This is a genomic window from Rhizobium sp. O111 (assembly GCF_055616315.1).
This window is the reverse complement of the sequence record NZ_JBSHXL010000001.1, coordinates 1-23393: the sequence shown is the minus strand read 5'-3', so window position 1 is coordinate 23393 and position 23393 is coordinate 1. Positions and strand designations below refer to the sequence as shown.

Here is a 23393-nt window from a genome sequence, read left to right as displayed (position 1 = left end):
CGCTTGAACGGACAAGAATTGGTTTCTTCTTCACCGCGCCACCCACGCATCGCGAGCGACGCCAATCACTTTATTCTGACGTTCGAAAACAATCGGTTCGCCAGCGAACTGTTTGGTCAATTCGACCAGAACCTCAAGCTACTCGAGGAACGCCTGAACATCGACGCTCGAGCGCGAGGGAACTCCGTCGTGATCTCGGGTGACATCGTCACCACCAATCAGGCGCGGCGGACACTCGACTATCTCTACGACAAGCTCCAGAAGGGCGGCAGCGTTGAACGCTCCGACGTCGAAGGCGCGATCCGCATGGCTGTTGCAGCCGACGATCAGCTGAGCCTGCCGACGATGGAGAAGAAGGCCAAGCTGACGATGGCGCAGGTCTCCACGCGCAAGAAGACCATCATTGCCCGCACGCCGACGCAGGATGCCTATCTGCGCGCACTCGAGCGGTCCGAACTCGTCTTCGGCTGTGGTCCGGCCGGTACCGGCAAGACCTACCTCGCCGTCGCCCACGCCGCCCAGCTTCTGGAGCGCGGCGTCGTCGAAAAGATCATCCTTTCCCGCCCGGCTGTCGAAGCCGGCGAGCGCCTGGGCTTCCTGCCCGGCGACATGAAGGAGAAGGTCGACCCCTATCTGCGCCCGCTCTACGACGCGCTCTATGACATGATGCCGGCCGACAAGGTCGATCGCGCCATCACCGCCGGCGTCATCGAAATCGCGCCGCTGGCCTTCATGCGCGGACGTACGCTGTCGAATGCCGCCGTCATCCTCGACGAAGCGCAGAACACGACGTCTATGCAGATGAAGATGTTCCTGACGCGCCTCGGCGAGAACTCGCGCATGATCGTAACCGGCGACCCGAGCCAGATCGACCTTCCGCGCGGCGTCAAGTCGGGCCTGGTCGAGGCGCTGCAGCTCCTGAACGGTGTCGAGGGCATCTCGATCATCCGCTTCAAGGACACGGACGTCGTGCGCCATCCGCTGGTCGGCCGCATCGTTCGCGCCTATGACGCGACCTATCTGACGGACACTCCAGAGGCCGCGCAGCAGGACTGATGGCCGAACTCGACATACAGATCAGCATCGAGGAGGGCGAATGGCCCTCCGAAGACGCGCTCCACGCGCTGGCCGACCGCGTGCTGGAGACGGCCGCGACCTATCTGCGCGAGACCGAGAAGCAGCCCTTTCCGAAAATGGTCCCCGAGGTGTCGCTGGTCTTCACCGACGACGCCTCGATCCAGGACATCAATGCGGAATGGCGCGGCAAGGACAAGCCGACCAACGTGCTTTCATTCCCCGCCTTCCCGGTTCAACCGGGCAAGGTTCCGGGGCCGATGCTTGGCGATATCATCATCGCCAGGGAGACCGTGGCCCGCGAGGCGGTCGAGCTCGAGAAGAGCTTCGACGACCATCTCACCCACCTAATGGTGCACGGCTTCTTGCATCTCTTCGGCTACGATCATAATAATGATACCGAAGCCGAGATAATGGAGGGGCTGGAGACTCGCATTTTGGCGAAACTCGGCCTATCTGACCCATACGAGGGTCAAGACCTTAAAATGGAACCATGAGCGACTTTACGACGAGACCGGCCACCGAGGCCAAGGACACCGCCGATCAATCATCCTCCGACGAGGGTGGCAGTAGTAGCAGGCAGTCCGGACGATCCCAATCCTTCTGGTCGCGGGCTGCCCGCATATTGAGGCCACAGCAGGGTTCGCGCATCCGCGAAGACCTTGCCGACGCGCTGATGACCGACGCGGCCGATGGCGATGCCTTCTCCGCCGACGAGAAGGCGATGCTCAACAACATCCTGCGCTTCCGGGAAGTGCGCGTTGCCGACGTGATGGTGCCGCGCGCCGATATCGAGGCGGTGGACCAGACCATCACCATCGGCGAGCTGATGATCCTGTTCGAGGAATCCGGCCGCTCGCGCATGCCCGTCTATGCCGAAACGCTGGATGATCCGCGTGGCATGGTGCACATCCGCGATCTGCTCTCCTACGTCGCCAAGCAGGCGCGCAACAAGCGCCGCGGATCGACCAAGGCTGCCAAGGGCGCCGAGCCGATCGTCGAGGTCGCGCCCGAGAACCTGCAGAAGGCGCCGCGCTCGGCCAAGCCGAATTTCGACCTTGCCCGCGTGGACCTGCAGAAGACGCTTTCCGAAGCGGGCATCATCCGCAAGATCCTGTTCGTTCCGCCCTCGATGCTGGCCTCCGACCTTCTGCGCCGCATGCAGGTAAACCGCACGCAGATGGCACTCGTCATCGACGAATATGGCGGCACCGACGGCCTGGCCTCGCATGAGGACATCGTGGAAATGGTCGTCGGCGACATCGACGACGAGCATGACGACGAAGAAGTCATGTTCAAGCGGGTTTCCGAGGATATGTTTGTGGCCGACGCCCGCGTCGAGCTCGAGGATATCGCCGAAGCGATCGGCCCGGATTTCGACATCACCGAGCAGGTCGACGAAGTGGATACGCTGGGCGGCCTGATCTTCTCCGAGCTTGGGCGCATTCCCGTGCGCGGCGAAGTCGTTCAGGCGTTGCCGGGCTTCGAGTTTCACATTCTCGACGCCGATCCGCGCCGCATCAAGCGCGTGCGGATTACCCGCAAGCGTCAGGCGATCCGCCGGCGCGCGAAAAGCGATGGTGACGGCGCAATCGGTCTCGACCACGGCGACGAGCGACAGAGCGAGACGCCGACGGCAAACTGATCACTGCCAACCACGACAACGGGCGGCTTTTTTGAAACACTGCGACCTCAGTTGATTCGCGGATTGGTGGGGTGCGCATGGAGCGAATTGCCGACAGGGTCATCCTGGTTTGGGGCTACAAGAGAGTGCTGCTGGCGATCCTTGCAGGCGCATTCGGCGTTCTGGCCCTCCCCCCCATCGGCTTCTTCGCCGCGATGTTCGTGTCCTTCACGCTGCTGGTCTGGCTGATCGATGGCGCGGCTGCCGCGCCGGACAGCGGCATCATCGGGCGCCTCTGGCCATCCTTCGTCACCGGCTGGCTGTTCGGCTTCGGTTACTTTGTCGCCGGTCTCTGGTGGCTCGGGCATGCGCTGATGATCGATGCCGAGGAGTTCGCATGGGCGCTGCCGCTGGCGATCTTCGGGCTTCCGGCGGTGCTTGCGATCTTCTACGGCCTGGCGACAGCACTCGCCCGCATCCTCTGGTCCGACGGGGTCGGGCGGATCGTGGCGCTGGCAGCAAGCTTCGGCCTGCTCGAATGGGCGCGCAGCGTGCTCTTCACCGGCTTTCCGTGGAACGCCATCGGCTATGGCATGACGCCGGTGCCCGTGATGATGCAGTCGGCCCATATCATAGGGATCATGGGCATCACCGCGCTGTCGGTCTTCGTCTTCGCCGCTCCTGCCCTCATAGGCACCAAGCAGGGCGCCAAAACCGGCATTTCGCTGGCGCTGCTGCTGCTTGCCGCGCATGTCGGATATGGCGCCTATGTGCTTTACGGCGCACCGAAGCCTGTTGCCGCCGCCGCCGCCGACAACAGCCCCGTCATCCGCCTCGTGCAGCCGATGATCGACCAGAGCGCCAAGATGGACAGCGACGCCGACCGCGCCGCGATCTTCGAGAAGCATCTGAAGCTTTCGGCGGAGGCGCCGAAAGACGGCGGACGCAAGCCTGATATCATCGTCTGGCCGGAGACGGCGATCCCCTTCATCCTGACCGATAACCAGGATGCGCTGACGAGGATCGCCGACACGCTTGATGACAACCAGGTGCTGCTGGCCGGCGCCGTGCGCGCCGAGGACATGGGTCCCGGCAATCCGCCGCGCTACTATAATTCGATCTACGTGATCGACGGTCGCGGCCAGATCATCGCCGCCTCCGACAAGGTGCACCTCGTGCCGTTCGGCGAATACATGCCGTTCGAGAGCCTTCTCAGCGAGTTCGGCATCCAGAACATCGTCGAGATGCCCGGCGGCTTCTCGGCCGCCGCCACGCGCCAGCTGCTGACGCTGCCAAGCGGTCTGAAGCTCTATCCGCTGGTCTGCTACGAGATCATTTTCCCCGGCGAAATGACCGGCGATATCGGGTCCGCATCGGCCATTTTGAACATCACCAACGATGCCTGGTTCGGCGCCACGCCCGGCCCCTACCAGCACTTCCAGCAGGCCCGCGTTCGGGCCGTGGAAACGGGTCTGCCGCTGATTCGCGACGGCAATAGCGGGATTTCCGCCCTTGTCAGCCCCCGTGGTGAAATTATTGCAGGTCTTTCGCTCAATGAGACCGGCTTTATTGACGCAACCCTTGATAGTTTCGCCTCTCCGACCCATCTGCCGCTGTCACGCGAAACGTACTTCTGGTTGATCGAAACACTTCTGCTTGCAATTGCACTGGCTTCGCGTTTTGGTTTTGTTTTCAAGCGTAATTGACCGAAAACCCCTAAAATTGCATAGTAGTTAGGATCGGCATTCTTAACGTATGGTTCAAGGTGAATAGATCGCACTTTGCAACGTGGCGTTTTGGGGATGGGTTTGGGCGTGCCGGTTTAAACAAGGGCAGAATTATTGTTAGGGCAGCACCATGATTGAGAACAAGAAGAAGCCGAACCCGATCGACATCCATGTTGGCAGTCGCATCCGTCTTCGCCGAACGATGCTTGGAATGAGCCAGGAAAAGCTTGGGGAAAGCCTCGGCATTACATTCCAGCAGATCCAGAAATACGAAAAAGGCACCAACCGCGTCGGCGCGAGCCGGCTGCAGAATATCTCCAGCATTCTGAACGTTCCGGTCTCCTTCTTCTTCGAGGATGCACCCGGCGAGAACGCTGGCATGGCGGGTGGCATGGCGGAAGCCTCCAGCTCCAACTACGTGGTCGACTTCCTGTCCTCCTCGGAAGGCTTGCAGCTGAACCGCGCCTTCGTGAAGATCACCGATCCCAAGGTGCGCCGCAAGGTCGTCGAACTGGTCAAGGCGCTCGCCGCCGAAGCCGACTCCGAATAAGCATCCCTCAGAAGTCACAGTCGAGAAAGCGGTCGTAAAGGCCGCTTTTTTGCGTTTTTTGGGCAAAATTTGTCACTTCGTCGCAGATATAAAGATATATTTATGTCCTTCTGCGCTTGTTTTTCGGCCCTGAACTGAGTACCACTACGCAGCTTTTTATTCTTTGAGGGGAATCCCGGAATGCGTGCCAATTACCTCTTCACCAGCGAATCCGTAGCCGAAGGTCACCCGGACAAGGTCTGCGACCGTATCTCCGACGAGATCGTGGATCTGGTGTACCGCGAAGCCGCCAAGACCGGCATCAACCCATGGGGCGTGCGCATCGCATGCGAAACGCTGGCAACCACCAACCGCGTGGTCATCGCCGGTGAAGTTCGTCTGCCGCCGAGCCTGATGAAGAAGGACAAGAACGGCGCCGACGTCATCAACCCGTCGAAGTTCAAGACCGCCGCACGCCGCGCCATCAAGGACATCGGCTACGAGCAGGACGGCTTCCACTGGAAGACGGCCAAGATCGACGTTCTCCTGCACTCGCAGTCGGCTGACATCGCGCAGGGCGTCGACAACGCCGCCGACCAGCAGGGCGACGAAGGTGCCGGCGACCAGGGCATCATGTTCGGCTACGCCTGCAAGGAAACGCCGGATCTCATGCCGGCGCCGATCTACTATTCGCACAAGATCCTGCAGCTGCTCGCCGCCGCCCGCAAGGCCGGCAATGGCGACGCCGCCAAGCTCGGCCCGGACGCCAAGAGCCAGGTCACCGTTCGCTATGTCAACGGCCACCCGGCCGAGGTCACCTCGATCGTTCTCTCCACGCAGCACCTCGACGACAGCTGGGATTCGAAGAAGGTTCGCGCCGTCGTGGAGCCCTATATCCGCGAAGCTCTCGGCGACCTGCCGATCGCCAAGGATTGCGCCTGGTACATCAACCCGACCGGCAAGTTCGTCATCGGCGGCCCTGACGGCGACGCCGGCCTGACCGGCCGCAAGATCATCGTCGACACCTACGGCGGTGCGGCTCCGCACGGCGGCGGCGCATTCTCCGGCAAGGACACGACCAAGGTCGACCGTTCGGCAGCCTATGCCGCCCGTTATCTCGCCAAGAACGTCGTGGCAGCCGGCCTTGCCGAAAAGTGCACGATCCAGATTTCCTACGCCATCGGCGTTGCCCAGCCGCTGTCGATCTATGTCGACCTGCACGGCACCGGCAACAAGGTGACGGAAGACCAGGTCGAAGCGGCAATCCGCAAGACCATGGACCTGTCTCCGACCGGCATTCGTCGTCACCTCGACCTCAACAAGCCGATCTACGCCAAGACCTCGGCATACGGCCACTTCGGCCGCAAGGCTGGCCGTGACGGCTCGTTCTCCTGGGAGAAGACCGATCTGGTGAAGCCGCTCAAGGAAGCGATCAAGGCTTAAGACGATGACTGACATGGAACGTCGCGGACGCGCGACCGAGGCTTTCTTCGGTCGCCGCAAGGGTAAGGCACTTCGCGGACAACAGGCGGAGAAGCTCAGCACCCTCTTGCCGGCGTTCATCATCGACCTCTCGGCGGCTCCCCCGGAGCCGCCGAGCACGCTCTTTCCCGTCGAGACCAACCGGCTGCGTCTTGAGATCGGCTTCGGCGGCGGCGAGCATCTGATCCACCGCGCGATCGAGACCCCTTCCACCGGGTTCATCGGCGTCGAGCCTTTCATCAATTCGATGCAGAAGCTGCTTGCCAGCGTCGACAATGCCGGCGCCCGCAATGTCCGCGTCTACAATGACGATGCGACGCAGCTGCTCGACTGGCTGCCGGATGGATCGATCGACCAGATCGACCTGCTCTACCCGGATCCCTGGCCGAAGCGGAAGCACTGGAAGCGCCGCTTCGTCTCCAAGACCAATCTCGATCGCTTTCACCGCGTGCTGAAGCCCGGCGGCTTGTTCTGCTTCGCCTCCGACATCGACACCTACGTGAACTGGACGCTGCTCAAGTGCCGCGACCACGGCGGTTTCGACTGGCAGGCCAGCAACGCGGCCGACTGGCTGACGCCCTACGAGGGCTGGCCGAGCACGCGCTACGAGGCCAAGGCCCGGCGCGAAGGACGCTCATCGGCCTATCTGACGTTCAAGCGCGTCTAAACGATCAAGCGAGGTCGGCGAATGGCATCCTACCTGACCGACCTTCGTAAACTGATCGGCAATCGCCTCATCCTGCTTCCCGCCGTCGCCGCCGTCATCCATGACGAGGCGGGTCGCCTGCTGCTGCAGGAAAAATCATCCGGAGAAGCATGGAGCCTGCCCGCCGGCGCGATCGAGCCGGGCGAGACGCCGCGGGAAGCCATTATCCGTGAGGTCATGGAAGAGACCGGGCTTGCTGTGACCTCGACCGGCATTCTCGGCGTCTTCGGCGGACGCGAGTTCAGATATGTTTATCCGAATGGCGATCAGGTCGAGTATGTCGTGACGCTGTTCAAGTGCCAGATCGGCGGCGGCAGCGGCGCCTGGACGGACAGCGAGACGAAATCCATCCGGTACTTCACACGAGACGACATGCCGCCGCTGGCGCTGCCTTATCCAATGTCCATGCTGTTTGGCCAAAACTGAGCATCGGGACTGAGCATCGGCTTAGGCCGGCAGCGTCAATCAATATCCAGCAGGATAGCGCCTTCTTCCCATTCAGGCACCTTGCTCGCGATCACGCCATCAGGCCCGACGGCGAGCGTGCAGCCGCAGCTCATCCAGCCCTCTCCCCTGTCGCCGACGACATCGGAGGAGATGACCCAGCTGCCCGTGCGGACCGCGCAGGCGCGAAGGCTCTCGATCGCGGGCTCGCGCCACTGGTCCACCTTGTGCGCCCGGATCAGCATGTTGAGCGGAGCGCAGACGACGGAGGCGCCGTTTGCCACGATGGCATCGGAGAATGCCGGATCGCGGAAGTCGCTGCAGATATTGATGCCGAAGCCGCGGCCGGCTCTTTGCCAGACGGGAAATGCATCGCCCGGGGTGCAGCCATCTTCGAGCGGGTTCGCCTTGGTGTACACGCCCGCCACGGCGCCGCTCTCGATCAGCATGGCGCTGTTGTAGACCAGATCACCGCGACGCTCGATGAAGCCGACGATCGCCGCTGTCCTGACGGAACGGAGCGGCTTGAGCAGCTTTTGCAGCGCCGGATCATCGACGCAAAGCGCGCGCCGCTCGTTGATCGACCTGTCGTAGCTGTGGCCCTGGAGGTAGCATTCGGGAAAGATGGCGAGATCGGCACCGTGGCTATCGGCCCATGTCAGGTCGCGCAGGATCACGTCCGCCGCCTTCTCAGCGTCATCGAAAATGGGGAAACGCTGGAAGGACGCTATTCGCATGAGATGGGGCGTAGCATGAGTCGCCCCTCAGAAACAAAACAACGGCGCTCCGGGGAACGCCGTCTGTTTTCATGCTGACCCGCCTTTAATGCAGGCTGACCGTCTTCAGCTCGTCTTCAGCGGCCTTGAAGAAGGTGCTGGAGCGGTTGTCCGTGAGGAGGATCGGGGTTCCGTCTGCGCCGAAGAGCGCCCAGAGATCGACGTTGGGATCGATATCGGGAGCTTCCGGAAAACACCGGGGAACATCCTCGGAGCGGATTTTCCTGATATAGGCGACCTCGCCGTTGCCGATGCCGGCAAGCTCGGTCTTGGTCAGGTGCGAATTGGCTTCTTTCATCAACATTCCTGTACCTCCAGAGAGAAGGGACCAACGGTGCGATTTGCGCCGTTGTCCTACTGTGGGACCGAAATGTTAATTTTCTTCACCATACGCGACGGCTCCGGGCGAATGAGATCCACCGACAGCAGGCCGTTCTTGAGGCCCGCGCCGAGAACCTGCATGCCGTCAGCCAGCACGAAAGTGCGCTGGAATTGCCTGGCGGCGATGCCGCGATAGAGATATTCCCGCTCGCCCTGCTCGACCTGGCGGCCACGGATGACCAGCTGGTTTTCCTCGACGGAGATGTCGAGTTCCTCCTCGCTGAAGCCGGCGACAGCCAGCGTGATGCGCAGGCGCTCCGGATCATCAGTGATGCGGTCGGCGGCGAGGCGCTCGATATTATAGGGGGGATATCCGTCACTCGCCTTGGAAATCCGCTCCAGCGTCTTTTCCATGGCGTCGAAACCCAGCAACAGCGGGCTGGCGAAAGGCGTCATACGGCTCATCAGCGTTCCAAGTCCTTGATGCAAGCGACCCTTCCGGACCTGAAGACAGCATCCGGATATTGCTAATATGGGAACGAATGCTGTCATTCGCAAGACAGGGCGCAAGACGTGGGACGCAAGACGTGCGGTCCTCCAGCACGCGATTGCACCGCCTTGACAAAGCTTGCTGCGCCTCGCATCAAATCCTGCCCCGCGCCGGCTGTGCCGATTTGCGCCGGGAAGATAAACAGATGGTGCATGCATCGATATGTGCATCGATACAGGCACCGGGAGGATGGGACGAACGGAATGGCAAACCCGAGAAAGATCATTATCGACACCGACCCAGGTCAGGACGATGCGGCCGCGATCATGCTGGCCTTCGGCAGCCCCGAGGAACTGGAACTGCTCGGCATCACCACCGTCGCCGGCAACGTGCCGCTCTCCTACACCAGCCGCAATGCGCGCATCGTCTGCGAGCTCTGCGGCAAGACCGACACCAAGGTTTTCGCCGGCGCCGACAAGCCGATCGCCCGGCCGCTCGTCACCGCCGAGCATGTGCACGGCAAGACCGGCCTCGACGGCCCCGAGCTCGACGAACCGACCATGCCTTTGCAGGCAGGCCACGCCGTCGACTTCATCATCGAGACGCTGCGCAGCGAGCCTGAGGGCACGGTGACGCTCTGCACGCTCGGACCGCTGACCAATATCGGCCTCGCCTTCCAGAAGGCACCAGATATCATCGGCCGCGTGCGCGAACTCGTCATGATGGGCGGCGGCTATTCCGAAGGCGGCAACATCACGCCCGCGGCCGAATTCAACATCTACGTCGATCCCGAAGCAGCCGACATCGTGTTCCGCTCCGGCGTGCCGATCGTGATGATGCCGCTCGACGTGACGCACAAGCTGCTGACACTGAAATCCCGCGTCAAACGCATGGCCGAGATCGGCACGCGGCCGGCGATCGCGATGGTGGAGATGCTGGAATTCTTCGAGCGCTTCGATATCGAGAAATACGGCTCGGACGGCGGCCCGCTGCACGACCCGACGGTCGTTGCCTATCTGCTGAAGCCGGAGCTTTTCAAGGGACGGGTCTGCAATGTGGAGATCGAAGTGAAGTCGGAACTGACCGTCGGCATGACCGTGGTCGACTGGTGGCACGGGACCGACCGCAAGCGCAACGCGACCGTGATGCGCGACGTCGACGCGGACGGCTTCTTCGATCTCCTGATCGAACGCTTCGCCCGCATCTGACTGTCTGAATGAGATCAGGCCCGCTTAGGCGGGCCTGATCGGATCAGGCGTCTTTCTGGTCGAAGACCGAGTTGGTTTCGGCTTCGACGATCTTCGGGCCGCCCTTGGCGACGCCGACCATGGCGGGGCGCAGGACGCGTTCGCCGATGGAATAGCCGGCCTGGACGACCTGGACGACGGTGTTGTTGGGCACGTCGGGGTTCGGCACTTCGAACATCGCCTGGTGGAAGTTCGGGTCGAACTTCTGGCCGACCGGCTCCAGCTTGCGCACGCCGTGGCGCTCCAGCGTCGACAGCATCGAGCGCTCGGTCATTTCGACACCTTCGATCAGCGTCGTCAGGCCGGCATCGGCGCCGGCGCGGGCCTCTTCCGGGATGGCGTCGAGCGCGCGGCGCAGGTTGTCGGAGACAGCCAGCATGTCGCGGGCAAAGCCGGCCGCGGAGTAGGACTTGGCGTCCTTGACTTCGCGCTCGGTGCGGCGACGCAGATTGTCCATGTCGGCGGCGAGGCGCAGATAGCGGTCGCGCAGCTCGGCATTCTCAGCCTTCAGGAGCTCGATCGGATCGGGCTCGGCTGCGGTCTCGTTCTCGACGTTTGCGGCGGCGTCGGCTGCGGCTTCTTCCGCGGCTGCGTCAGGTCCGTTCTTCGTCGTCTCGTCAGTCATGACGTTCTCCGGTCATTGGTGGCTTTTGGATGTGCCCGATATCGAACTTTGAACATCAAAAATCAAGTCTGCGTGACGAAGAAGGTCGGAAACACAGGCATGTTCGGCCCATGACGGCCGCATATGAAAGCGACAGCGAGGCGTCAGCCACATGTCATTCTTACTTTCGCAAAGTCTGATATGGTGCGACACTCATCTCCCAACCTGGGAGGTGCTGAGATGGCCGACGAAAACGTCTATGTCGGGAAATGCTTTTGCGGTGCCGTGGAACTGACCGTGACCGGTACGCCTGTCGCGATGGGCTATTGCCATTGTCGCTCCTGCCAGCACTGGTCGGCCGGGCCGATCAACACCTTCACGCTCTGGCAGCCGCAGGCAGTTCGTGTCACCAAGGGTGGCGAGCATGTCGAGAGTTTCCAGAAGACCGATTACAGCGTGCGCAAATTCTGCGACACCTGCGGCGGGCATCTCTATAGCGAGCATCCGCTCTGGGGCGTGACCGACGTCTATGCGCCTGTGATCCCCGATCTCGACTACAAGCCGACCATGCATGTGAACTATGAGGACACCATCCTGCACGTGAAGGACGGGTTGCCGAAGTTCAAGGACATGCCTTCGGAGATGGGCGGCTCCGGCGTGCAGCTGCCGGAATAGCGTTATTTGGACGGGCGCGAGAGCCTTGCCATGAGCTGGGCGGTGTAATCGACCATCGGCACGATGCGCGAATAGTTGAGCCGCGTCGGGCCGATGACGCCGACGGCGCCGACGATGCGGTCGTCCTCGTCGCGATAAGGTGCGACGATCAGCGAGGAGCCGGAGAGCGAGAAGAGCTTGTTTTCCGAGCCGATGAAGATGCGCACACCAGGGCCGCTTTCGGCCAGGTTCAGCAGCTCCAGCAGACTGTCCTTCTTTTCGAGATCGTCAAACAGCATGCGAAGGCGATCGAGATCATCTGGATTGCCCAGCCCCTCCAGGAGGTTGGCGCGGCCGCGGATGATGAGCTGCGCGGGCTTGCCTTCATCCGCGCTGCCGGACCAGACGGCTATGCCGCGCTCCACCAGATCCTGCGACAGCGCGTCGAGCTCGTGGCGCACATCGGCCTTCAAGCGGCCGAGCTGGCTGCGCAGTTCGGGCAGTGTCTGGCCGGTCATGTGGGCGTTGAGGAAGTTCGCGGCTTCGGTGAGCTGCGAGGAGGTGACGCCGGCGGGGAGTTCGATGATGCGGTTTTCGACCTGATCGTGATCGCCGACGAGAACGGCCAGCGCCTTGGTGGGTTCCAGACGGATGAACTCGACGTGCTTGAGCACGGGATCGCTTTTCGAGGTGATGACGAGACCGGCGCCGCGCGACATGCCCGATAGCATGCGGCTTGCCTCGTTCATCATCGCTTCCATCGGGCCGTCACGGCTTTCCGCCCGCACCTGCCGGTCGATATTGGCGCGGTCCTCGGCGGAGAGATCGCCGACCTGCATGAAGGCATCGACGAAGAAGCGCAGGCCCACCTGCGTGGGCAGCCTGCCGGCGCTGACATGCGGGGAATAGACGAGGCCGAGCTCTTCGAGATCGCTCATGACGTTGCGCACCGAGGCCGGTGATAGCGACATGGGCAGGATGCGCGAAAGATTGCGCGAGCCCAGCGGCTCGCCCGTCTCCAGATAGCCCTCGACGATGCGACGGAAGATTTCCTTGGAGCGTTCGTCCAGCGCGGCAACGGCGTCCGAAATCGTCGACGACCTGAATTCCATTAAGCCTTGCGCACCCATGCTGATAATGATGCCGCAAAATATAGCCAATCTCCCCGTGCGCGCAAAAGGGAATTTGCAAATGCGCGCCGCCAATCGTAGAAGCGGTCAACAACAGACCCGCACATAGGATGAAGCCTGGGATCGCGCCCGCGTTCCCGGTCCCGTGCACCGAGGAGAATTAGGATGCGGCCATCAGGCAGAAAAACCGACCAGATGCGCAAGGTCACCTTCGAGCGCAACTTTTCCAAGCACGCCGAAGGCTCCTGTCTGGTGAAATTTGGCGACACGCACGTGCTCTGCACGGCGAGCCTTGAAGAAAAGACGCCACCGTGGCTGCGCAACACCGGCAAGGGCTGGGTCACCGCCGAATACGGCATGCTGCCGCGCGCCACCGGCGACCGCATGAAGCGCGAAGCCGCCGCCGGCAAGCAGGGTGGCCGCACCCAGGAAATCCAGCGCCTGATCGGCCGCTCGCTGCGCGCCGTGGTCGATCTCAAGGAACTCGGCGAACGCCAGATCACGCTCGACTGTGACGTGATCCAGGCCGACGGCGGCACCCGCACGGCGTCAATCACCGGCGCGTGGATCGCGCTCTACGACTGCCTGAAGTGGATGGAGAGCCGCAACATGATCAAGGTCGAGCGGGTTCTGAAGGACCACGTCGCCGCGATCTCCTGTGGCGTCTTCGCCAGCCAGCCTGTGATCGATCTCGATTACCTCGAGGACTCGTCGGCCGAGACGGATGCGAACTTCGTGATGACGGGTTCGGGCGGGATCGTCGAGATCCAGGGCACGGCCGAGGGCACGCCGTTCAGCGAGGAAGAGTTCGGCGCGCTGATGGCGCTTGCCAAGAACGGGATTGCCGAGCTGGTGGAGCTGCAGAAGGCGGCGATCGCCTGAGGTTTTGAGGTCCTAGTAAAGACCCCTCCCCAACCCTCCCCACAAGGGGGAGGGCTTAACCTAGCGGCACCGCCGAGCCTCGATTGAGGCAGGCGGGCGCGCCCAGCGGTTCTCCCCCCTTGTGGGGGAGATGGCCGGCAGGCCAGAGAGGGTCTTTTGGCCCCCGGAGAATGACAGCATGATCGACGGCATTCTTGAAACCGCGCTTTATGTCGACGACCTCGATGCCGCCGAACGCTTCTACGGCGACGTTCTCGGCCTCGAGAAGGTTTTACGCCATGACAACCGGCACGTCTTCTTTCGCTGCGGCCCGGGCATCCTGCTAATCTTCAACCGCCAGGAAACGACCAAACCACCCTCATCGGACGCGCTGCCGGTTCCGCCGCATGGCAGCACCGGCGCGGGGCATGCGTGTTTCCGGATGCGTGCGGAAGCGATTGACTTGATCGCGGAAAAGCTCAACAAAGCGGGCGTTTCCATCGAAAGCGATTTCTGCTGGCCGAACGGGGCGCGATCGATCTATTTCCGCGATCCTGACGGCAACAGCCTGGAATGCGCCGAACCCAAACTTTGGAATCTTTGAAGGACCGCTCATGCGCAAGCTCGATACCCGCACCATCGTCGTTGCCAGCCACAATGCCGGCAAGATACGCGAGATCGCCGACCTGATCGGTCCTTTCGGCTTCTCGGCGAAATCGGCAGCCGAACTGAAATTCGAGGAGCCGGATGAGACCGGCACGACCTTCGAAGAGAACGCCGCGATCAAGGCGCTGGCTTCGGCCAAGGCGTCGGGCCTGCCGTCGCTCTCCGACGACAGCGGCCTGGTGATCGACGCGCTGGATGGCGCGCCCGGCGTCTACACCGCCAACTGGGCGGAAACGGCTGACGGCACGCGCGATTTCGCGATGGCGATGCAGAAGGTCGAGACGGCACTCGAGAAGGTCGGCGCCACCACGCCGGAGCAGCGCACCGCGCGCTTCGTCAGCGTGCTCTGCCTGGCATGGCCTGATGGGCACACCGAAATGTTCCGCGGTGAAGTGGAAGGCTTCGTCGCCTGGCCGCCGCGCGGCACGGAAGGCTTCGGCTACGATCCGGTCTTTCAACCTGAGGGCTACGACACCACATTCGGCGAGATGAGCGCGGAAGAGAAGCACGGATGGAAGCCGGGCGACGCTGCCGCCCTCTCGCACCGCGCCCGCGCCTTCAAGATCTTCGTCGAAACCTGCCTGGACGCATAAAACCCGAATCGTGGACACTTTGGAACAGCCTAACCTGACGCGCTATGCATCTCTTTTGCCCGATACCGGCGAGCCCGGTTTCGGCGTCTACGTGCATTGGCCGTTCTGTGCCGCCAAGTGCCCCTATTGCGACTTCAACAGCCATGTGCGCCACCAGCCTGTGGACCAGGAGCGCTTCACCGCCGCCTTTCTGAAGGAGACGGCGGCGATGCGGCAGCTGAGCGGCCCGAAGACGGTGACCAGCGTGTTTCTCGGCGGCGGGACACCCTCGCTGATGAACCCATCCACGGTCTCGGCCATTCTCGACGGCATCGCGAGGGAATGGCACATGCCCGAGGGTATCGAGATCACCATGGAGGCCAACCCCTCCAGCGTCGAGGCGGAGCGTTTTCGCGGCTACCGCGCCGCCGGCGTCAACCGCGTGTCGCTCGGCGTGCAGGCGCTGAACGACCGCGACCTCAAGTTTCTCGGGCGTCTGCACGATGTCGAGGATGCGCTGAAGGCGATCAAGCTGGCGCGCGACATCTTCCCGCGCATGTCCTTCGACCTGATCTATGCCCGTCCCAAGCAGACGGTGGAGGAATGGGAGCGGGAGCTCAAGCAAGCGATCTCCTATGCCGTCGATCACCTGTCGCTCTACCAGCTGACGATCGAAGAGGGCACGCCCTTCTTCGGGCTGCACAAGATGGGCAAGCTCATCGTGCCCGACGACGACCAGTCGGCGCTGCTCTACGAGGCGACGCAGGACATCACCGCCGCCGAGGGCATGCCCGCCTACGAGGTCTCCAACCACGCCCGCCCGGGCGCCGAGAGCCGCCACAACCTCACCTACTGGCGCTACGGCGACTATGCCGGCATCGGCCCCGGCGCGCATGGACGGCTGACGCGCGGCCCCATCAAGCTCGCCACCGCCACCGAGCGCAAGCCGGAAGCCTGGCTCGAGCTCGTGGAACGCGACGGCCACGGCGTACTCGACCAGGAGCAGCTCGGCTATGACGAACAGGCCGACGAACTGCTCCTGATGGGCCTGCGCCTCACCGAAGGCGTCGACCTCGCCCGCTGGCAGCAGCTCTCGGGCCGAGATCCCGACCCGAAACGCGAAGAGTTTTTACTGGAACACGGGTTTATCGAGCGGATCGGCAACTCGCGTATCCGCTGTACGCCATCGGGGATGCTGATTTTGGATTCGGTGGTGGCTGATCTGGCTTGTTGATTTTGGGGGTGGTTCAGGCGGTTAGCTTGTGCTGTGTGGCCCCCTCATCCGCCTGCCTGCACCTTCTCCCCTATGGGAGCCGTTGCAAAATCTCACCGTTGTGATTCTCTGTCTTAGCGATGAGCGGAGATGATGCGATGTCGGTTCGGGATGGTGGCCAGTTCAGTTTCGCCGATGCGTTGATCCCTCAGGGCAAAGGGTCGGGTCGGCTGGACAAGTTGTCGTCGCTGGTGAGGTGGTACCGTTTCGAGAAGCACCTTGCGCGGCTGCGTGATGACACGGGCAAGGGCGCCGGTCGGCCCGCTTATAGACCGCTGGTGATGTTCAAGGCGCTGCTTCTGCAGTCGCTATACGGCCTCTCGGACATGGAGCTTGAGGAAGCGTTGTGCGACCGGTTGTCGTTCAAGCGTTTCGTCGGCCTTGCTCTGGATGAAGCTTTTCCGGATCACTCAACGCTGTGCCGATTTCGCAACCTTTTGATCAGCGAAGCGCTGCTGGACAAGCTGTTTGCCGAGCTCGACCGGCAGTTGGATGCCGCCGGTCTGATCCTGCGGCGTGGCACGATGCTGGATGCGACGGTGATCGAGACGACGGCGGCCCGCCCGCCTCGCGGTCGCAATGGCGACCTTGATGCCAATGCCAATCTCGATGCCGACGCGTCCGGTTCGGACGGGGACGAGCCGGGCGAGCGGTTGCCGCGTCAGGCACCGAGCGATCCGGATGCGCGGTTCACGCAGCGCAAGGGCAAGGCAGGTTCGGCCTATGGTTACAAGGCTCATGTCGGGGTCGATGAAGGATCCGGCCTGATCCTGAGGGTCGTGACCACGCCGGCCAATGTCAACGACACCGTCGTCGCCGACCTTCTGATTACCGGCGACGAATCCTGCGTGCTGGCCGACAGCGCCTATCATACCCATGCACGCGAGAAGGCCCTGAGGAGCCAGGGCATCAAGCCGCGGCTGATGCGCCGGCCCAACCGGCATCACCGCGTCCTGCCGCCAAGGCTTGCCCGCCTCAACCGGATGATATCGAAACGTCGTGCGGCCGTTGAGACGACCTTCGCCACGCTCAAGCATCGCATGGGCCTCGGGCTGATCCGTTATCGCGGGCTCGTCAAGGCGCGGGCCCAGGTGCTGATGGCGACGATCGCCTTCAACATGCGCCGCTGGGTGACGATGGCGACGTGACCAAGGCCGAACTGCGCCCGCAAACCTGAAAACGCCAGCCTGAAGCCAACAAAAACCCCGCTCAAGGCATTGAGCGGGGAAAAGGGCAGGTCGGTTCGCCATAGAGCTGCCGCGATCGCGTATTTTGCAACGGCTCCCGTTGGCGAGAAGGGGAGGTTGGCGCGAGCGACCCACCACGAATCTCTTCTCCCCAACGGGGAGAAGGTGCCGGCAGGCGGATGAGGGGGCTCCGGTCTCCATCATATCCCATTGTTTTAAATACATAAATTGCCGACACCTCACTCCGCAGCCCCCTCACCCTACCCTCTCCCCGAGGGGAGAGGGGGAGCAAGTGGCACTCAAACCACTCTCCTCCGCACCCGCGCAAACAACCGCCCATCGATCGCAGCCAAACCGATCGCGATCATCGCCATGCCGATCAGATGCTTGGCCTGCAGCTGCTCGCCCAGGATGGCGGCGCCGAGCAGGATGGCGCTGACGGGGATGAGGAAGGTGACGAGCATGAGGTTGGTGGCGCCCGCCGTGGCGAGGATGCGGAAGAAGAGGACGTAGGCGACCGCTGTCGAGAGCAGCGCCAGGCCGAAGAGCGCCATCCAGGTCTCGGCCGAGGGGGCGGCGAGCGTCCAGGGGTGGTCGACGATGAGGGCGATGGGGAGCATCAGCACGCTGGAGGCGGTGACCTGGCCGGCGGCGGGGAGAAGCGGCGCCATGCCCATCTGGCGGAAGCGGCGGCCGTAGATGCCGGCGAAAGAATAGGAGAGCGCGGCGCCGAGAACGGCGAGCTGCGCCAGCACATTGGTTCCCAGATCGCGCAGCACATCGAAGCCGATCATGTAGGCGACGCCGGCGAAGCCGACGATGACGCCGAGCAGGCGGTTTCCGGTCATCTTCTCATCCGCCGTCAACAGATGCGCGACGACGACGCCGAAGAGCGGCGTGGTGGCGTTGAGGATCGAGGCAAGGCCGCTCGCAATATGGGTCTGGCCCCAGACGATGAGGCAGAAGGGGATCATGTTGTTGATCAGGCCCATGACGAAGAAGGCCGCCCAAGACTTGCCATCACGCGGCATGGAGTGGCCGGTTGCGCGCACGATCAGGTTCAGCGCGACGGCAGCGATCAACACGCGGCCGGTGACGATGGTAAACGGCGGCAGGGTTTTCACCAGGATGCCGTTGAAGAGGAAGGAGCCGCCCCAGAGCAGCGACAGCACCAGCAACATTCCCCATTCGGCAAGGCCCATCTGTCTTTGCTGCATCGCTTCTCTCCCTTTTGCGGCATGACCGGCTTAGCGCTCGGCGCTAGCCTGCGCCACCCGATTCCTGCGCGGCTTGTTATCGTCTGTCGAGTTATTCTTATCCGTTGCGATCAAGCTCTGACTTGGAATGATCGCCTTGATGCATATACTATGGCGGTCAGAGCCATGCGACAAACGAGTCTTTTTCGTTTCATGATTGAGCTGAGCTAAAGCATGAGTGATTTTCTTCCATCGCTATCGGCGCTCCGCGCCTTCGAGGCCGCCGCCCGGCATCTCAGCATGACGCTTGCCGCGCGGGAACTCAATGTGACGCCTGGCGCCGTCAGCCTGCAGATCCGCGATCTCGAGACGTCGCTGGGCGTGCGCCTGTTCGAGCGCAAGACGCGCGCGCTGGCGCTAACACCAGAGGGTGCGGACTATTTCACGACCTTGCGGGCGGCGTTTCGGCTGGTGCGCGAGGCGACGGCGGCGATCACGGCGCGAAACCGCGGCACGGTGCTGAACGTCACATGCACCGCGGGCTTTGCGACCTACTGGCTGGTGCCGCGGCTTTCGCGCTTCGAAGCGCTGAACCCGGAGATCGACGTACGCATCAGCGCCTCGCACAGGGTGATGGATTTCCAGCGCGACGGCATCGACCTCGCCATCCGCCACGGGCTCGGGGGCTATGACGGGCTCGTCAGCGAACGGCTGGTGGATGACGAGCTGGTGCCGGTCTGCACGCCGAAGCTCGCCGATGAGCTCGGCCCGGATCCATCGCCCGATGCGCTGGCGCCGTTCCAGCTGATCCACGACGTCTACCGTCACGATTGGCAGCTATGGCTGGAAGCGGCGGGCGCGAGCAATGTCGATGCCGCCCGTGGGCCGGTCTTCATGCACGGCAACGGCGCTTACGAGGCGATGAAGGCGGGGCTCGGCTTCGCTCTGATGCGGCGCTCCTTCGTGACGACTGAACTGGAAGAAGGCCAGCTCGTCGCCCCCTTCCCTGTCAGCGTCGCCAGCCGGCTCGCCTTCCATCTCGTCTATCCCGGCCAAGCGCTGGAGCGGCCGACTGCCGCCGCCTTCCGCCGCTGGCTGCTTTCCGAAGCGCAGCGGTAATCCGCGCTTATTTCAGCAATCGCCGAAAAAGTGGACACCTGCACTCATAAAACACTTTCCTGCCGCGTATTTGCTGATTATCATAGTCAGGATTAAGACGCATACGGGCAAGGCCGAACCTCAGTCATGGCAGTTCAACAGATCGCGCGGACGGCGCCCGGGCTTCCGCAGCCGATCGGCTTGTCCCACGCTTTTTCCGGCGATCACGCCTGGTGCCGCGAGAAGATGATGCTGGCGGATGAGCTGGCCGGTGGCGTCGCCCTCGCGACATTCTTCGAGGATGGCGGTTTCGAGCGGGCGATCGACCGGTACACCGAGGTCACCAAGGGTACCGATCGCCGCGCCGTTGTCTCCATGTGGTCGCTCTATTACTTCGCCGGGATCAGCATTCCCTATCTGCTCGCCCGCCGCCTGGCGGGCCAGGTGCTGCCGGTGGCCTTCGATGAGATGACGATCGCGCTCACCGAGGACGGGCTGCCGCGCGCCTTCGGCGTTTCTCATCGCGGCATGATCGGCGAAGAGACGAGCGGCGACGAATTTTCCGTGGTCGGACCGCTGATGTCCGGCCATCTCAACATCGCAGTCGAGCGCTTGAAGCGCTGCGGCCTCTCGGCCAAGCTCCTGTGGAACAACGCCGCCGTCTACATCGACTATACGCTGCGGCTGACCGATAGCGAGGGCGGCGGGCGTTCCGCGCCCGACCTGCCGCTCTTCGTGCGCGGTTGCCTGCCGGATGGCGGGCCGAACCCCTTGTGCGGCAGCGTCAGACAGGTCGAGGAAGGCGGGCAGATGATCCAGCGGCGCAAGCTCTGCTGCCTGCGTTACATGCTTCCCGGGGTCGCGAGCTGCGGCAATCGCTGCGCACTGCCCAGCCAGCGTAATCCGCAATAGCGATGTCCACACCGCCGCCCTGAGAGCGGCGATGTGTCGAAACGCTTGGCCGATCAGGCTCTGCGGGACGCGCCCGTCTTGAAGAGGCTACCGGTCGGCGTTTTCAGGAACATGTCGAGCGGAATGTGCTCCTGGTGCAGGAAGCCGGTTGCGGGCAGCAGGCCGTCGCGCACCATCTCGATGACGGCGACGACCGATGCCGAGGTTGTCCAGGCGATCGCCGTGCGGCGGGCGCCTGATATCTCGATCGGGTAATAGGCGCGCACGAATTCCTTGCGGCGCAGGCTGCCGCGCTCTGTGCCTTCGGCGGCCACATGCACATAGACGACATCATCATCGACGGGGGGCTTGGCTTCCGTCAGGATCTCGCCGGCGAGCTTGCGCTTGTCGCGCATCAGAAGCTCGTGGAAGAAGAAGTTCATCAGATCCATGTGGCCGGGATAGCGCATGGTCTTGTAGTCAAGGTTCTCGACCTTGCCCAAGAGCGTGTCGCACATCGTGCCGAGACCGCCCGAGGTCGTGAATGCCTCAAGCTTTACGCCTTCGACATAGATGGTCTCCAGCCACTCCATCGGTGACACCAGCTTGCGCACGCCGCCTTCGATCACTTCGCAATCGTTCAGATACTCGTTGACCACGCCCTCGGGCGACCAGTTGAAGGCATAGCCCAACAGGCCCGTCGGATTTTGCGGCAGGGCGCCGACGCGCATGCGGATCGAGCGGCAGCGGTCGAAGCCATCAGCAAGGCTTGAGCCGACGATGCCGACGAAGCCCGGAGCAAGCCCGCATTGCGGCGCCATCAGGCCACGCGCGGTTTTCGACAGCTCGATGATGAAATTGGTGGTGGGCACATCTTCCGTCAGATCGAAATAATGGATGCCGGCTGCATGGGCGGCGCGCGCCAGCCCGATGTTCAGGTGATAGGGCAGGCACGACAGCACCGCATCGACACCCGACAGCAATTCACCGATGACGGCGGGGTCGGAGATATCGCCGCTATGGCACTTGAACGGCACCTCGCCCACAGGCAACTGCGCATCCACACCCGTGACCTCGAAGCCGCCCTCATGCAAAAGCGTGGCGGCCAGCCGCCCGACCTTGCCCAGACCGAGTACGGCGATTTTCGTAAAGCTCATTTATATCCTCCCAAGGCGCGGCGTTTTCCTCCCGCCGCGCGTATGCTTGAAAGGGCTGTATAAAATAAACAGCGCATAAAAGGAAACGGCCGGGATCGCTCCCGGCCGCTTAATTTCGATGCTGTGATCGCGACTATTCGTTGATCAGGCGCTTCAGCAGCTCGATCTCGTGCGACAGCTTGCTGTCACCTGAGATCAGCTCCTCGATCTTGCGCACGGCGTGCAGAACCGTCGTGTGGTCACGTCCGCCGAAGCGACGACCGATCTCCGGGAAGGAGCGCGGCGTCAAGGTCTTGGCCAGATACATGGCGATCTGGCGCGGCTTGACGATGACGCGCGTACGGCGGTTCGAGACCAGCTCCTGGCGCGACACGTTGTAGTGACGGGCGACGATGCGCTGGATATCCTCGATACGCACGCGGCGCGGCTCGCCGGAGCCGACCAGGTGGGCGAGAAGCTCGTCCACACGCTCGACCGTCAGGTTCGGCTCGAAGGAGCGACGGAAGAGCAGCTGGTTGAAGGCGCCTTCCAGTTCGCGGCCGCTGGCGGTGATGCTGCGGGCAACGTGGTTGAGCAGCTCGCTCGACATTTCCAGCGACGGATCTTCGCCACGGGCGACCTCAAGGCGACGCTGGAGGATTTCGAGACGCATCTCGTAATCCGGGCCGTCAAGCTCGATCGCCACGCCACCCTGCAGACGCGAACGAACGCGCGGGTCGAGCGATTCCAGCTCCCAGGGTGCGCGGTCGGCGGCGACGACGACCTGCTTGGCGCTGTCGAGCAGCATGTTCAGCAGATGGCAGAACTCGTGCTGGATCATCTTGCCCTGCAGGAACTGCATGTCGTCGATGATCAGAAGGTCGATGTTGCGAAGCGAGTCCTTCAGCGTCAGCGCATCATTGTCGCGGATCGCAGTCGCGAAACGCCACATGAAGTATTCGGCCGTCAGGTAGACGACGCGCAGCTGGCGCGGGTTCTGTACGGCTGCATTGGCGATTGCCTGCAGCAGATGGGTCTTGCCGAGACCGACCGTGGAATGAACGAAGAGCGGGTTGAAGCGCACTGCGCCCTGACCGGCTTCGGCAATGGTCTTTGCGGCCGCGAGAGCGACGCGATTGGAGCTGCCTTCGACGAAGGTGTCGAAGGTGAAGCGGTTATCGAGCGGCGAGCCGAAGAGCGGCTGGCCAGAGGTGGCCGGACGCGCCGCGGAGGCTGCCGAAACGGTCTGCTGTACGATCTGGCCGGCCTGCTGAGCGACCGGGCGACGGATCGGCGCGACGGATGATACCGGCTCCTGGGCCGCCGTTTCTTCCGGCTTGCTGGTTGCGCGCGCTGCCGTGCGAACCAGGATTTCGACCTTCAGGATTTCAGCGTCTTCCGCCTGGAAAATGCCGGTGATCAGGTCGAGATAGCGATTGTTGATCCAGGACTTCAGAAAAGTTGTTGGGACCGTCAGCCGTACGACACTCTTGGAGACGGAATGGAGCTTCAGTCGTGCAAACCAGCTTGCGTAGACATCCGGACCGACCTGCGCCTTCAGGCGTGCACTTGCTCGTTCAAAAAGTATGCCATCATTCTTCATGTCTCCCTTTTCCCCCGCCGCGTCTGGGCAAATAGAGCCTAACGTCTGAGATACCTTGTCCGAGTTGTCCAAAGCACTCGCCGCCATCGAATTCATGTGCAT

General features: G+C 62.6%; 25 protein-coding genes. 17 read left to right on the top strand and 8 right to left on the bottom strand.

Going from position 1 to position 23393, the window contains the following annotated elements; genetic code table 11:
- The first annotated feature begins 3 nt into the window (after positions 1-3).
- The 8 genes from ACVTFQ_RS00125 to ACVTFQ_RS00090 all read left to right on the top strand — a co-directional run bounded on the left by ACVTFQ_RS00125 (position 4) and on the right by ACVTFQ_RS00090 (position 7568).
- A complete protein-coding gene (locus tag ACVTFQ_RS00125) occupies positions 4-1056 on the top strand; it encodes a PhoH family protein (protein WP_111561572.1) in 1053 nt (350 codons plus the stop codon).
- Entirely contained in the window at positions 1056-1571 is a 516-nt protein-coding gene (ybeY, locus tag ACVTFQ_RS00120) for an rRNA maturation RNase YbeY (protein WP_018898185.1), read from the top strand. The genes ACVTFQ_RS00125 and ybeY overlap by 1 nt, the downstream gene beginning before the upstream one ends.
- Entirely contained in the window at positions 1568-2719 is a 1152-nt protein-coding gene (locus ACVTFQ_RS00115; RefSeq protein ID WP_047507047.1) for a hemolysin family protein, read from the top strand. The genes ybeY and ACVTFQ_RS00115 overlap by 4 nt, the downstream gene beginning before the upstream one ends.
- A 77-nt stretch (positions 2720-2796) precedes the next feature.
- Complete coding sequence (gene lnt / locus ACVTFQ_RS00110; protein ID WP_111561571.1) at positions 2797-4404, top strand: apolipoprotein N-acyltransferase; 1608 nt, start codon at positions 2797-2799, stop codon at positions 4402-4404.
- A 151-nt stretch (positions 4405-4555) separates the two neighbouring features.
- On the top strand, positions 4556-4975 hold the full coding sequence (locus tag ACVTFQ_RS00105; protein WP_018898182.1) for a helix-turn-helix domain-containing protein: 420 nt from the start codon (positions 4556-4558) through the stop codon (positions 4973-4975).
- 180 nt (positions 4976-5155) lie between these two features.
- Positions 5156-6397, top strand: a complete 1242-nt coding sequence (gene metK / locus ACVTFQ_RS00100; protein ID WP_111561570.1) for a methionine adenosyltransferase — start codon at positions 5156-5158, stop codon at positions 6395-6397.
- A gap of 4 nt (positions 6398-6401) precedes the next feature.
- On the top strand, positions 6402-7103 hold the full coding sequence (trmB, locus tag ACVTFQ_RS00095; protein WP_111561569.1) for a tRNA (guanine(46)-N(7))-methyltransferase TrmB: 702 nt from the start codon (positions 6402-6404) through the stop codon (positions 7101-7103).
- A gap of 21 nt (positions 7104-7124) precedes the next feature.
- Positions 7125-7568 (top strand): NUDIX domain-containing protein, encoded by a 444-nt coding sequence (locus tag ACVTFQ_RS00090; protein WP_111561568.1) that lies wholly within the window; start codon positions 7125-7127, stop codon positions 7566-7568.
- A 35-nt stretch (positions 7569-7603) separates the two neighbouring features.
- Here ACVTFQ_RS00090 and ACVTFQ_RS00085 read toward each other — a convergent pair whose 3' ends face one another.
- The 3 genes from ACVTFQ_RS00085 to ACVTFQ_RS00075 form a co-directional block, all read right to left on the bottom strand.
- Positions 7604-8263 (bottom strand): carbon-nitrogen hydrolase family protein, encoded by a 660-nt coding sequence (locus ACVTFQ_RS00085; RefSeq protein ID WP_313760107.1) that lies wholly within the window; start codon positions 8261-8263, stop codon positions 7604-7606.
- A 145-nt stretch (positions 8264-8408) separates the two neighbouring features.
- Positions 8409-8666: a BQ00720 family protein gene (locus ACVTFQ_RS00080; RefSeq protein WP_018898177.1), complete on the bottom strand. Its 258-nt coding sequence runs from the start codon at positions 8664-8666 to the stop codon at positions 8409-8411.
- Positions 8667-8716: 50 nt separating this feature from the next.
- Positions 8717-9148, bottom strand: coding sequence for an Hsp20 family protein (locus ACVTFQ_RS00075; RefSeq protein WP_047507035.1), 432 nt, complete (start codon positions 9146-9148; stop codon positions 8717-8719).
- A 288-nt stretch (positions 9149-9436) separates the two neighbouring features.
- Here ACVTFQ_RS00075 and ACVTFQ_RS00070 point away from each other — a divergent pair, with 288 nt between their 5' ends.
- A complete protein-coding gene (locus tag ACVTFQ_RS00070) occupies positions 9437-10381 on the top strand; it encodes a nucleoside hydrolase (protein ID WP_112436640.1) in 945 nt (314 codons plus the stop codon).
- Between the two features lie 43 nt (positions 10382-10424).
- On the opposite strand, the gene grpE is transcribed toward ACVTFQ_RS00070, so the two are convergent.
- Positions 10425-11045, bottom strand: coding sequence for a nucleotide exchange factor GrpE (gene grpE, locus ACVTFQ_RS00065; RefSeq protein WP_018898174.1), 621 nt, complete (start codon positions 11043-11045; stop codon positions 10425-10427).
- A gap of 219 nt (positions 11046-11264) precedes the next feature.
- Here grpE and ACVTFQ_RS00060 point away from each other — a divergent pair, with 219 nt between their 5' ends.
- On the top strand, positions 11265-11699 hold the full coding sequence (locus ACVTFQ_RS00060) for a GFA family protein (RefSeq protein WP_111561566.1): 435 nt from the start codon (positions 11265-11267) through the stop codon (positions 11697-11699).
- A 2-nt stretch (positions 11700-11701) separates the two neighbouring features.
- Here ACVTFQ_RS00060 and hrcA read toward each other — a convergent pair whose 3' ends face one another.
- Positions 11702-12790: a heat-inducible transcriptional repressor HrcA gene (gene hrcA, locus ACVTFQ_RS00055; RefSeq protein ID WP_018898172.1), complete on the bottom strand. Its 1089-nt coding sequence runs from the start codon at positions 12788-12790 to the stop codon at positions 11702-11704.
- Between the two features lie 183 nt (positions 12791-12973).
- Here hrcA and rph point away from each other — a divergent pair, with 183 nt between their 5' ends.
- From rph to ACVTFQ_RS00030, 5 genes are all read left to right on the top strand, one after another.
- On the top strand, positions 12974-13690 hold the full coding sequence (gene rph / locus ACVTFQ_RS00050; RefSeq protein WP_111561565.1) for a ribonuclease PH: 717 nt from the start codon (positions 12974-12976) through the stop codon (positions 13688-13690).
- Positions 13691-13868: 178 nt separating this feature from the next.
- Positions 13869-14273, top strand: coding sequence for a VOC family protein (locus tag ACVTFQ_RS00045; RefSeq protein WP_111561564.1), 405 nt, complete (start codon positions 13869-13871; stop codon positions 14271-14273).
- Between the two features lie 10 nt (positions 14274-14283).
- Positions 14284-14928, top strand: a complete 645-nt coding sequence (rdgB, locus tag ACVTFQ_RS00040; protein ID WP_111561563.1) for an RdgB/HAM1 family non-canonical purine NTP pyrophosphatase — start codon at positions 14284-14286, stop codon at positions 14926-14928.
- 10 nt (positions 14929-14938) lie between these two features.
- Entirely contained in the window at positions 14939-16141 is a 1203-nt protein-coding gene (gene hemW, locus ACVTFQ_RS00035; protein WP_111561562.1) for a radical SAM family heme chaperone HemW, read from the top strand.
- Positions 16142-16260: 119 nt separating this feature from the next.
- On the top strand, positions 16261-17328 hold the full coding sequence (locus tag ACVTFQ_RS00030; RefSeq protein ID WP_162718251.1) for an IS5 family transposase: 1068 nt from the start codon (positions 16261-16263) through the stop codon (positions 17326-17328).
- A 338-nt stretch (positions 17329-17666) separates the two neighbouring features.
- Here ACVTFQ_RS00030 and ACVTFQ_RS00025 read toward each other — a convergent pair whose 3' ends face one another.
- Complete coding sequence (locus ACVTFQ_RS00025; RefSeq protein ID WP_111563249.1) at positions 17667-18584, bottom strand: DMT family transporter; 918 nt, start codon at positions 18582-18584, stop codon at positions 17667-17669.
- Between the two features lie 213 nt (positions 18585-18797).
- Here ACVTFQ_RS00025 and gcvA point away from each other — a divergent pair, with 213 nt between their 5' ends.
- A complete protein-coding gene (gcvA, locus tag ACVTFQ_RS00020; RefSeq protein ID WP_470423657.1) occupies positions 18798-19682 on the top strand; it encodes a transcriptional regulator GcvA in 885 nt (294 codons plus the stop codon).
- A 126-nt stretch (positions 19683-19808) separates the two neighbouring features.
- Positions 19809-20573: a siderophore-iron reductase FhuF gene (fhuF, locus tag ACVTFQ_RS00015; protein WP_111563247.1), complete on the top strand. Its 765-nt coding sequence runs from the start codon at positions 19809-19811 to the stop codon at positions 20571-20573.
- Positions 20574-20626: 53 nt separating this feature from the next.
- Here fhuF and ACVTFQ_RS00010 read toward each other — a convergent pair whose 3' ends face one another.
- Together ACVTFQ_RS00010 and dnaA are read right to left on the bottom strand one after the other, a co-directional pair.
- Positions 20627-21709, bottom strand: a complete 1083-nt coding sequence (locus tag ACVTFQ_RS00010; protein WP_111563246.1) for a saccharopine dehydrogenase family protein — start codon at positions 21707-21709, stop codon at positions 20627-20629.
- Positions 21710-21842: 133 nt separating this feature from the next.
- Entirely contained in the window at positions 21843-23393 is a 1551-nt protein-coding gene (gene dnaA, locus ACVTFQ_RS00005; RefSeq protein ID WP_111563245.1) for a chromosomal replication initiator protein DnaA, read from the bottom strand.

Bases quoted from the DNA above. Each gene is read 5' to 3' on its own strand.
- ACVTFQ_RS00045 (WP_111561564.1), top strand. From the start codon at position 13,869: ATGATCGACGGCATTCTTGAAACCGCGCTTTATGTCGACGACCTCGAT.
- dnaA (WP_111563245.1), bottom strand. From the start codon at position 23,393: ATGCACATGAATTCGATGGCGGCGAGTGCTTTGGACAACTCGGACAAG.
- ACVTFQ_RS00070 (WP_112436640.1), top strand. From the start codon at position 9,437: ATGGCAAACCCGAGAAAGATCATTATCGACACCGACCCAGGTCAGGAC.
- ybeY (WP_018898185.1), top strand. From the start codon at position 1,056: ATGGCCGAACTCGACATACAGATCAGCATCGAGGAGGGCGAATGGCCC.
- ACVTFQ_RS00025 (WP_111563249.1), bottom strand. From the start codon at position 18,584: ATGCAGCAAAGACAGATGGGCCTTGCCGAATGGGGAATGTTGCTGGTG.
- ACVTFQ_RS00080 (WP_018898177.1), bottom strand. From the start codon at position 8,666: ATGTTGATGAAAGAAGCCAATTCGCACCTGACCAAGACCGAGCTTGCC.
- ACVTFQ_RS00090 (WP_111561568.1), top strand. From the start codon at position 7,125: ATGGCATCCTACCTGACCGACCTTCGTAAACTGATCGGCAATCGCCTC.
- ACVTFQ_RS00010 (WP_111563246.1), bottom strand. From the start codon at position 21,709: ATGAGCTTTACGAAAATCGCCGTACTCGGTCTGGGCAAGGTCGGGCGG.
- ACVTFQ_RS00030 (WP_162718251.1), top strand. From the start codon at position 16,261: ATGAGCGGAGATGATGCGATGTCGGTTCGGGATGGTGGCCAGTTCAGT.
- rdgB (WP_111561563.1), top strand. From the start codon at position 14,284: ATGCGCAAGCTCGATACCCGCACCATCGTCGTTGCCAGCCACAATGCC.
- ACVTFQ_RS00075 (WP_047507035.1), bottom strand. From the start codon at position 9,148: ATGAGCCGTATGACGCCTTTCGCCAGCCCGCTGTTGCTGGGTTTCGAC.
- lnt (WP_111561571.1), top strand. From the start codon at position 2,797: ATGGAGCGAATTGCCGACAGGGTCATCCTGGTTTGGGGCTACAAGAGA.
- ACVTFQ_RS00060 (WP_111561566.1), top strand. From the start codon at position 11,265: ATGGCCGACGAAAACGTCTATGTCGGGAAATGCTTTTGCGGTGCCGTG.
- ACVTFQ_RS00105 (WP_018898182.1), top strand. From the start codon at position 4,556: ATGATTGAGAACAAGAAGAAGCCGAACCCGATCGACATCCATGTTGGC.
- fhuF (WP_111563247.1), top strand. From the start codon at position 19,809: ATGGCAGTTCAACAGATCGCGCGGACGGCGCCCGGGCTTCCGCAGCCG.
- gcvA (WP_470423657.1), top strand. From the start codon at position 18,798: ATGAGTGATTTTCTTCCATCGCTATCGGCGCTCCGCGCCTTCGAGGCC.
- metK (WP_111561570.1), top strand. From the start codon at position 5,156: ATGCGTGCCAATTACCTCTTCACCAGCGAATCCGTAGCCGAAGGTCAC.
- trmB (WP_111561569.1), top strand. From the start codon at position 6,402: ATGACTGACATGGAACGTCGCGGACGCGCGACCGAGGCTTTCTTCGGT.
- rph (WP_111561565.1), top strand. From the start codon at position 12,974: ATGCGGCCATCAGGCAGAAAAACCGACCAGATGCGCAAGGTCACCTTC.
- ACVTFQ_RS00115 (WP_047507047.1), top strand. From the start codon at position 1,568: ATGAGCGACTTTACGACGAGACCGGCCACCGAGGCCAAGGACACCGCC.
- hrcA (WP_018898172.1), bottom strand. From the start codon at position 12,790: ATGGAATTCAGGTCGTCGACGATTTCGGACGCCGTTGCCGCGCTGGAC.
- grpE (WP_018898174.1), bottom strand. From the start codon at position 11,045: ATGACTGACGAGACGACGAAGAACGGACCTGACGCAGCCGCGGAAGAA.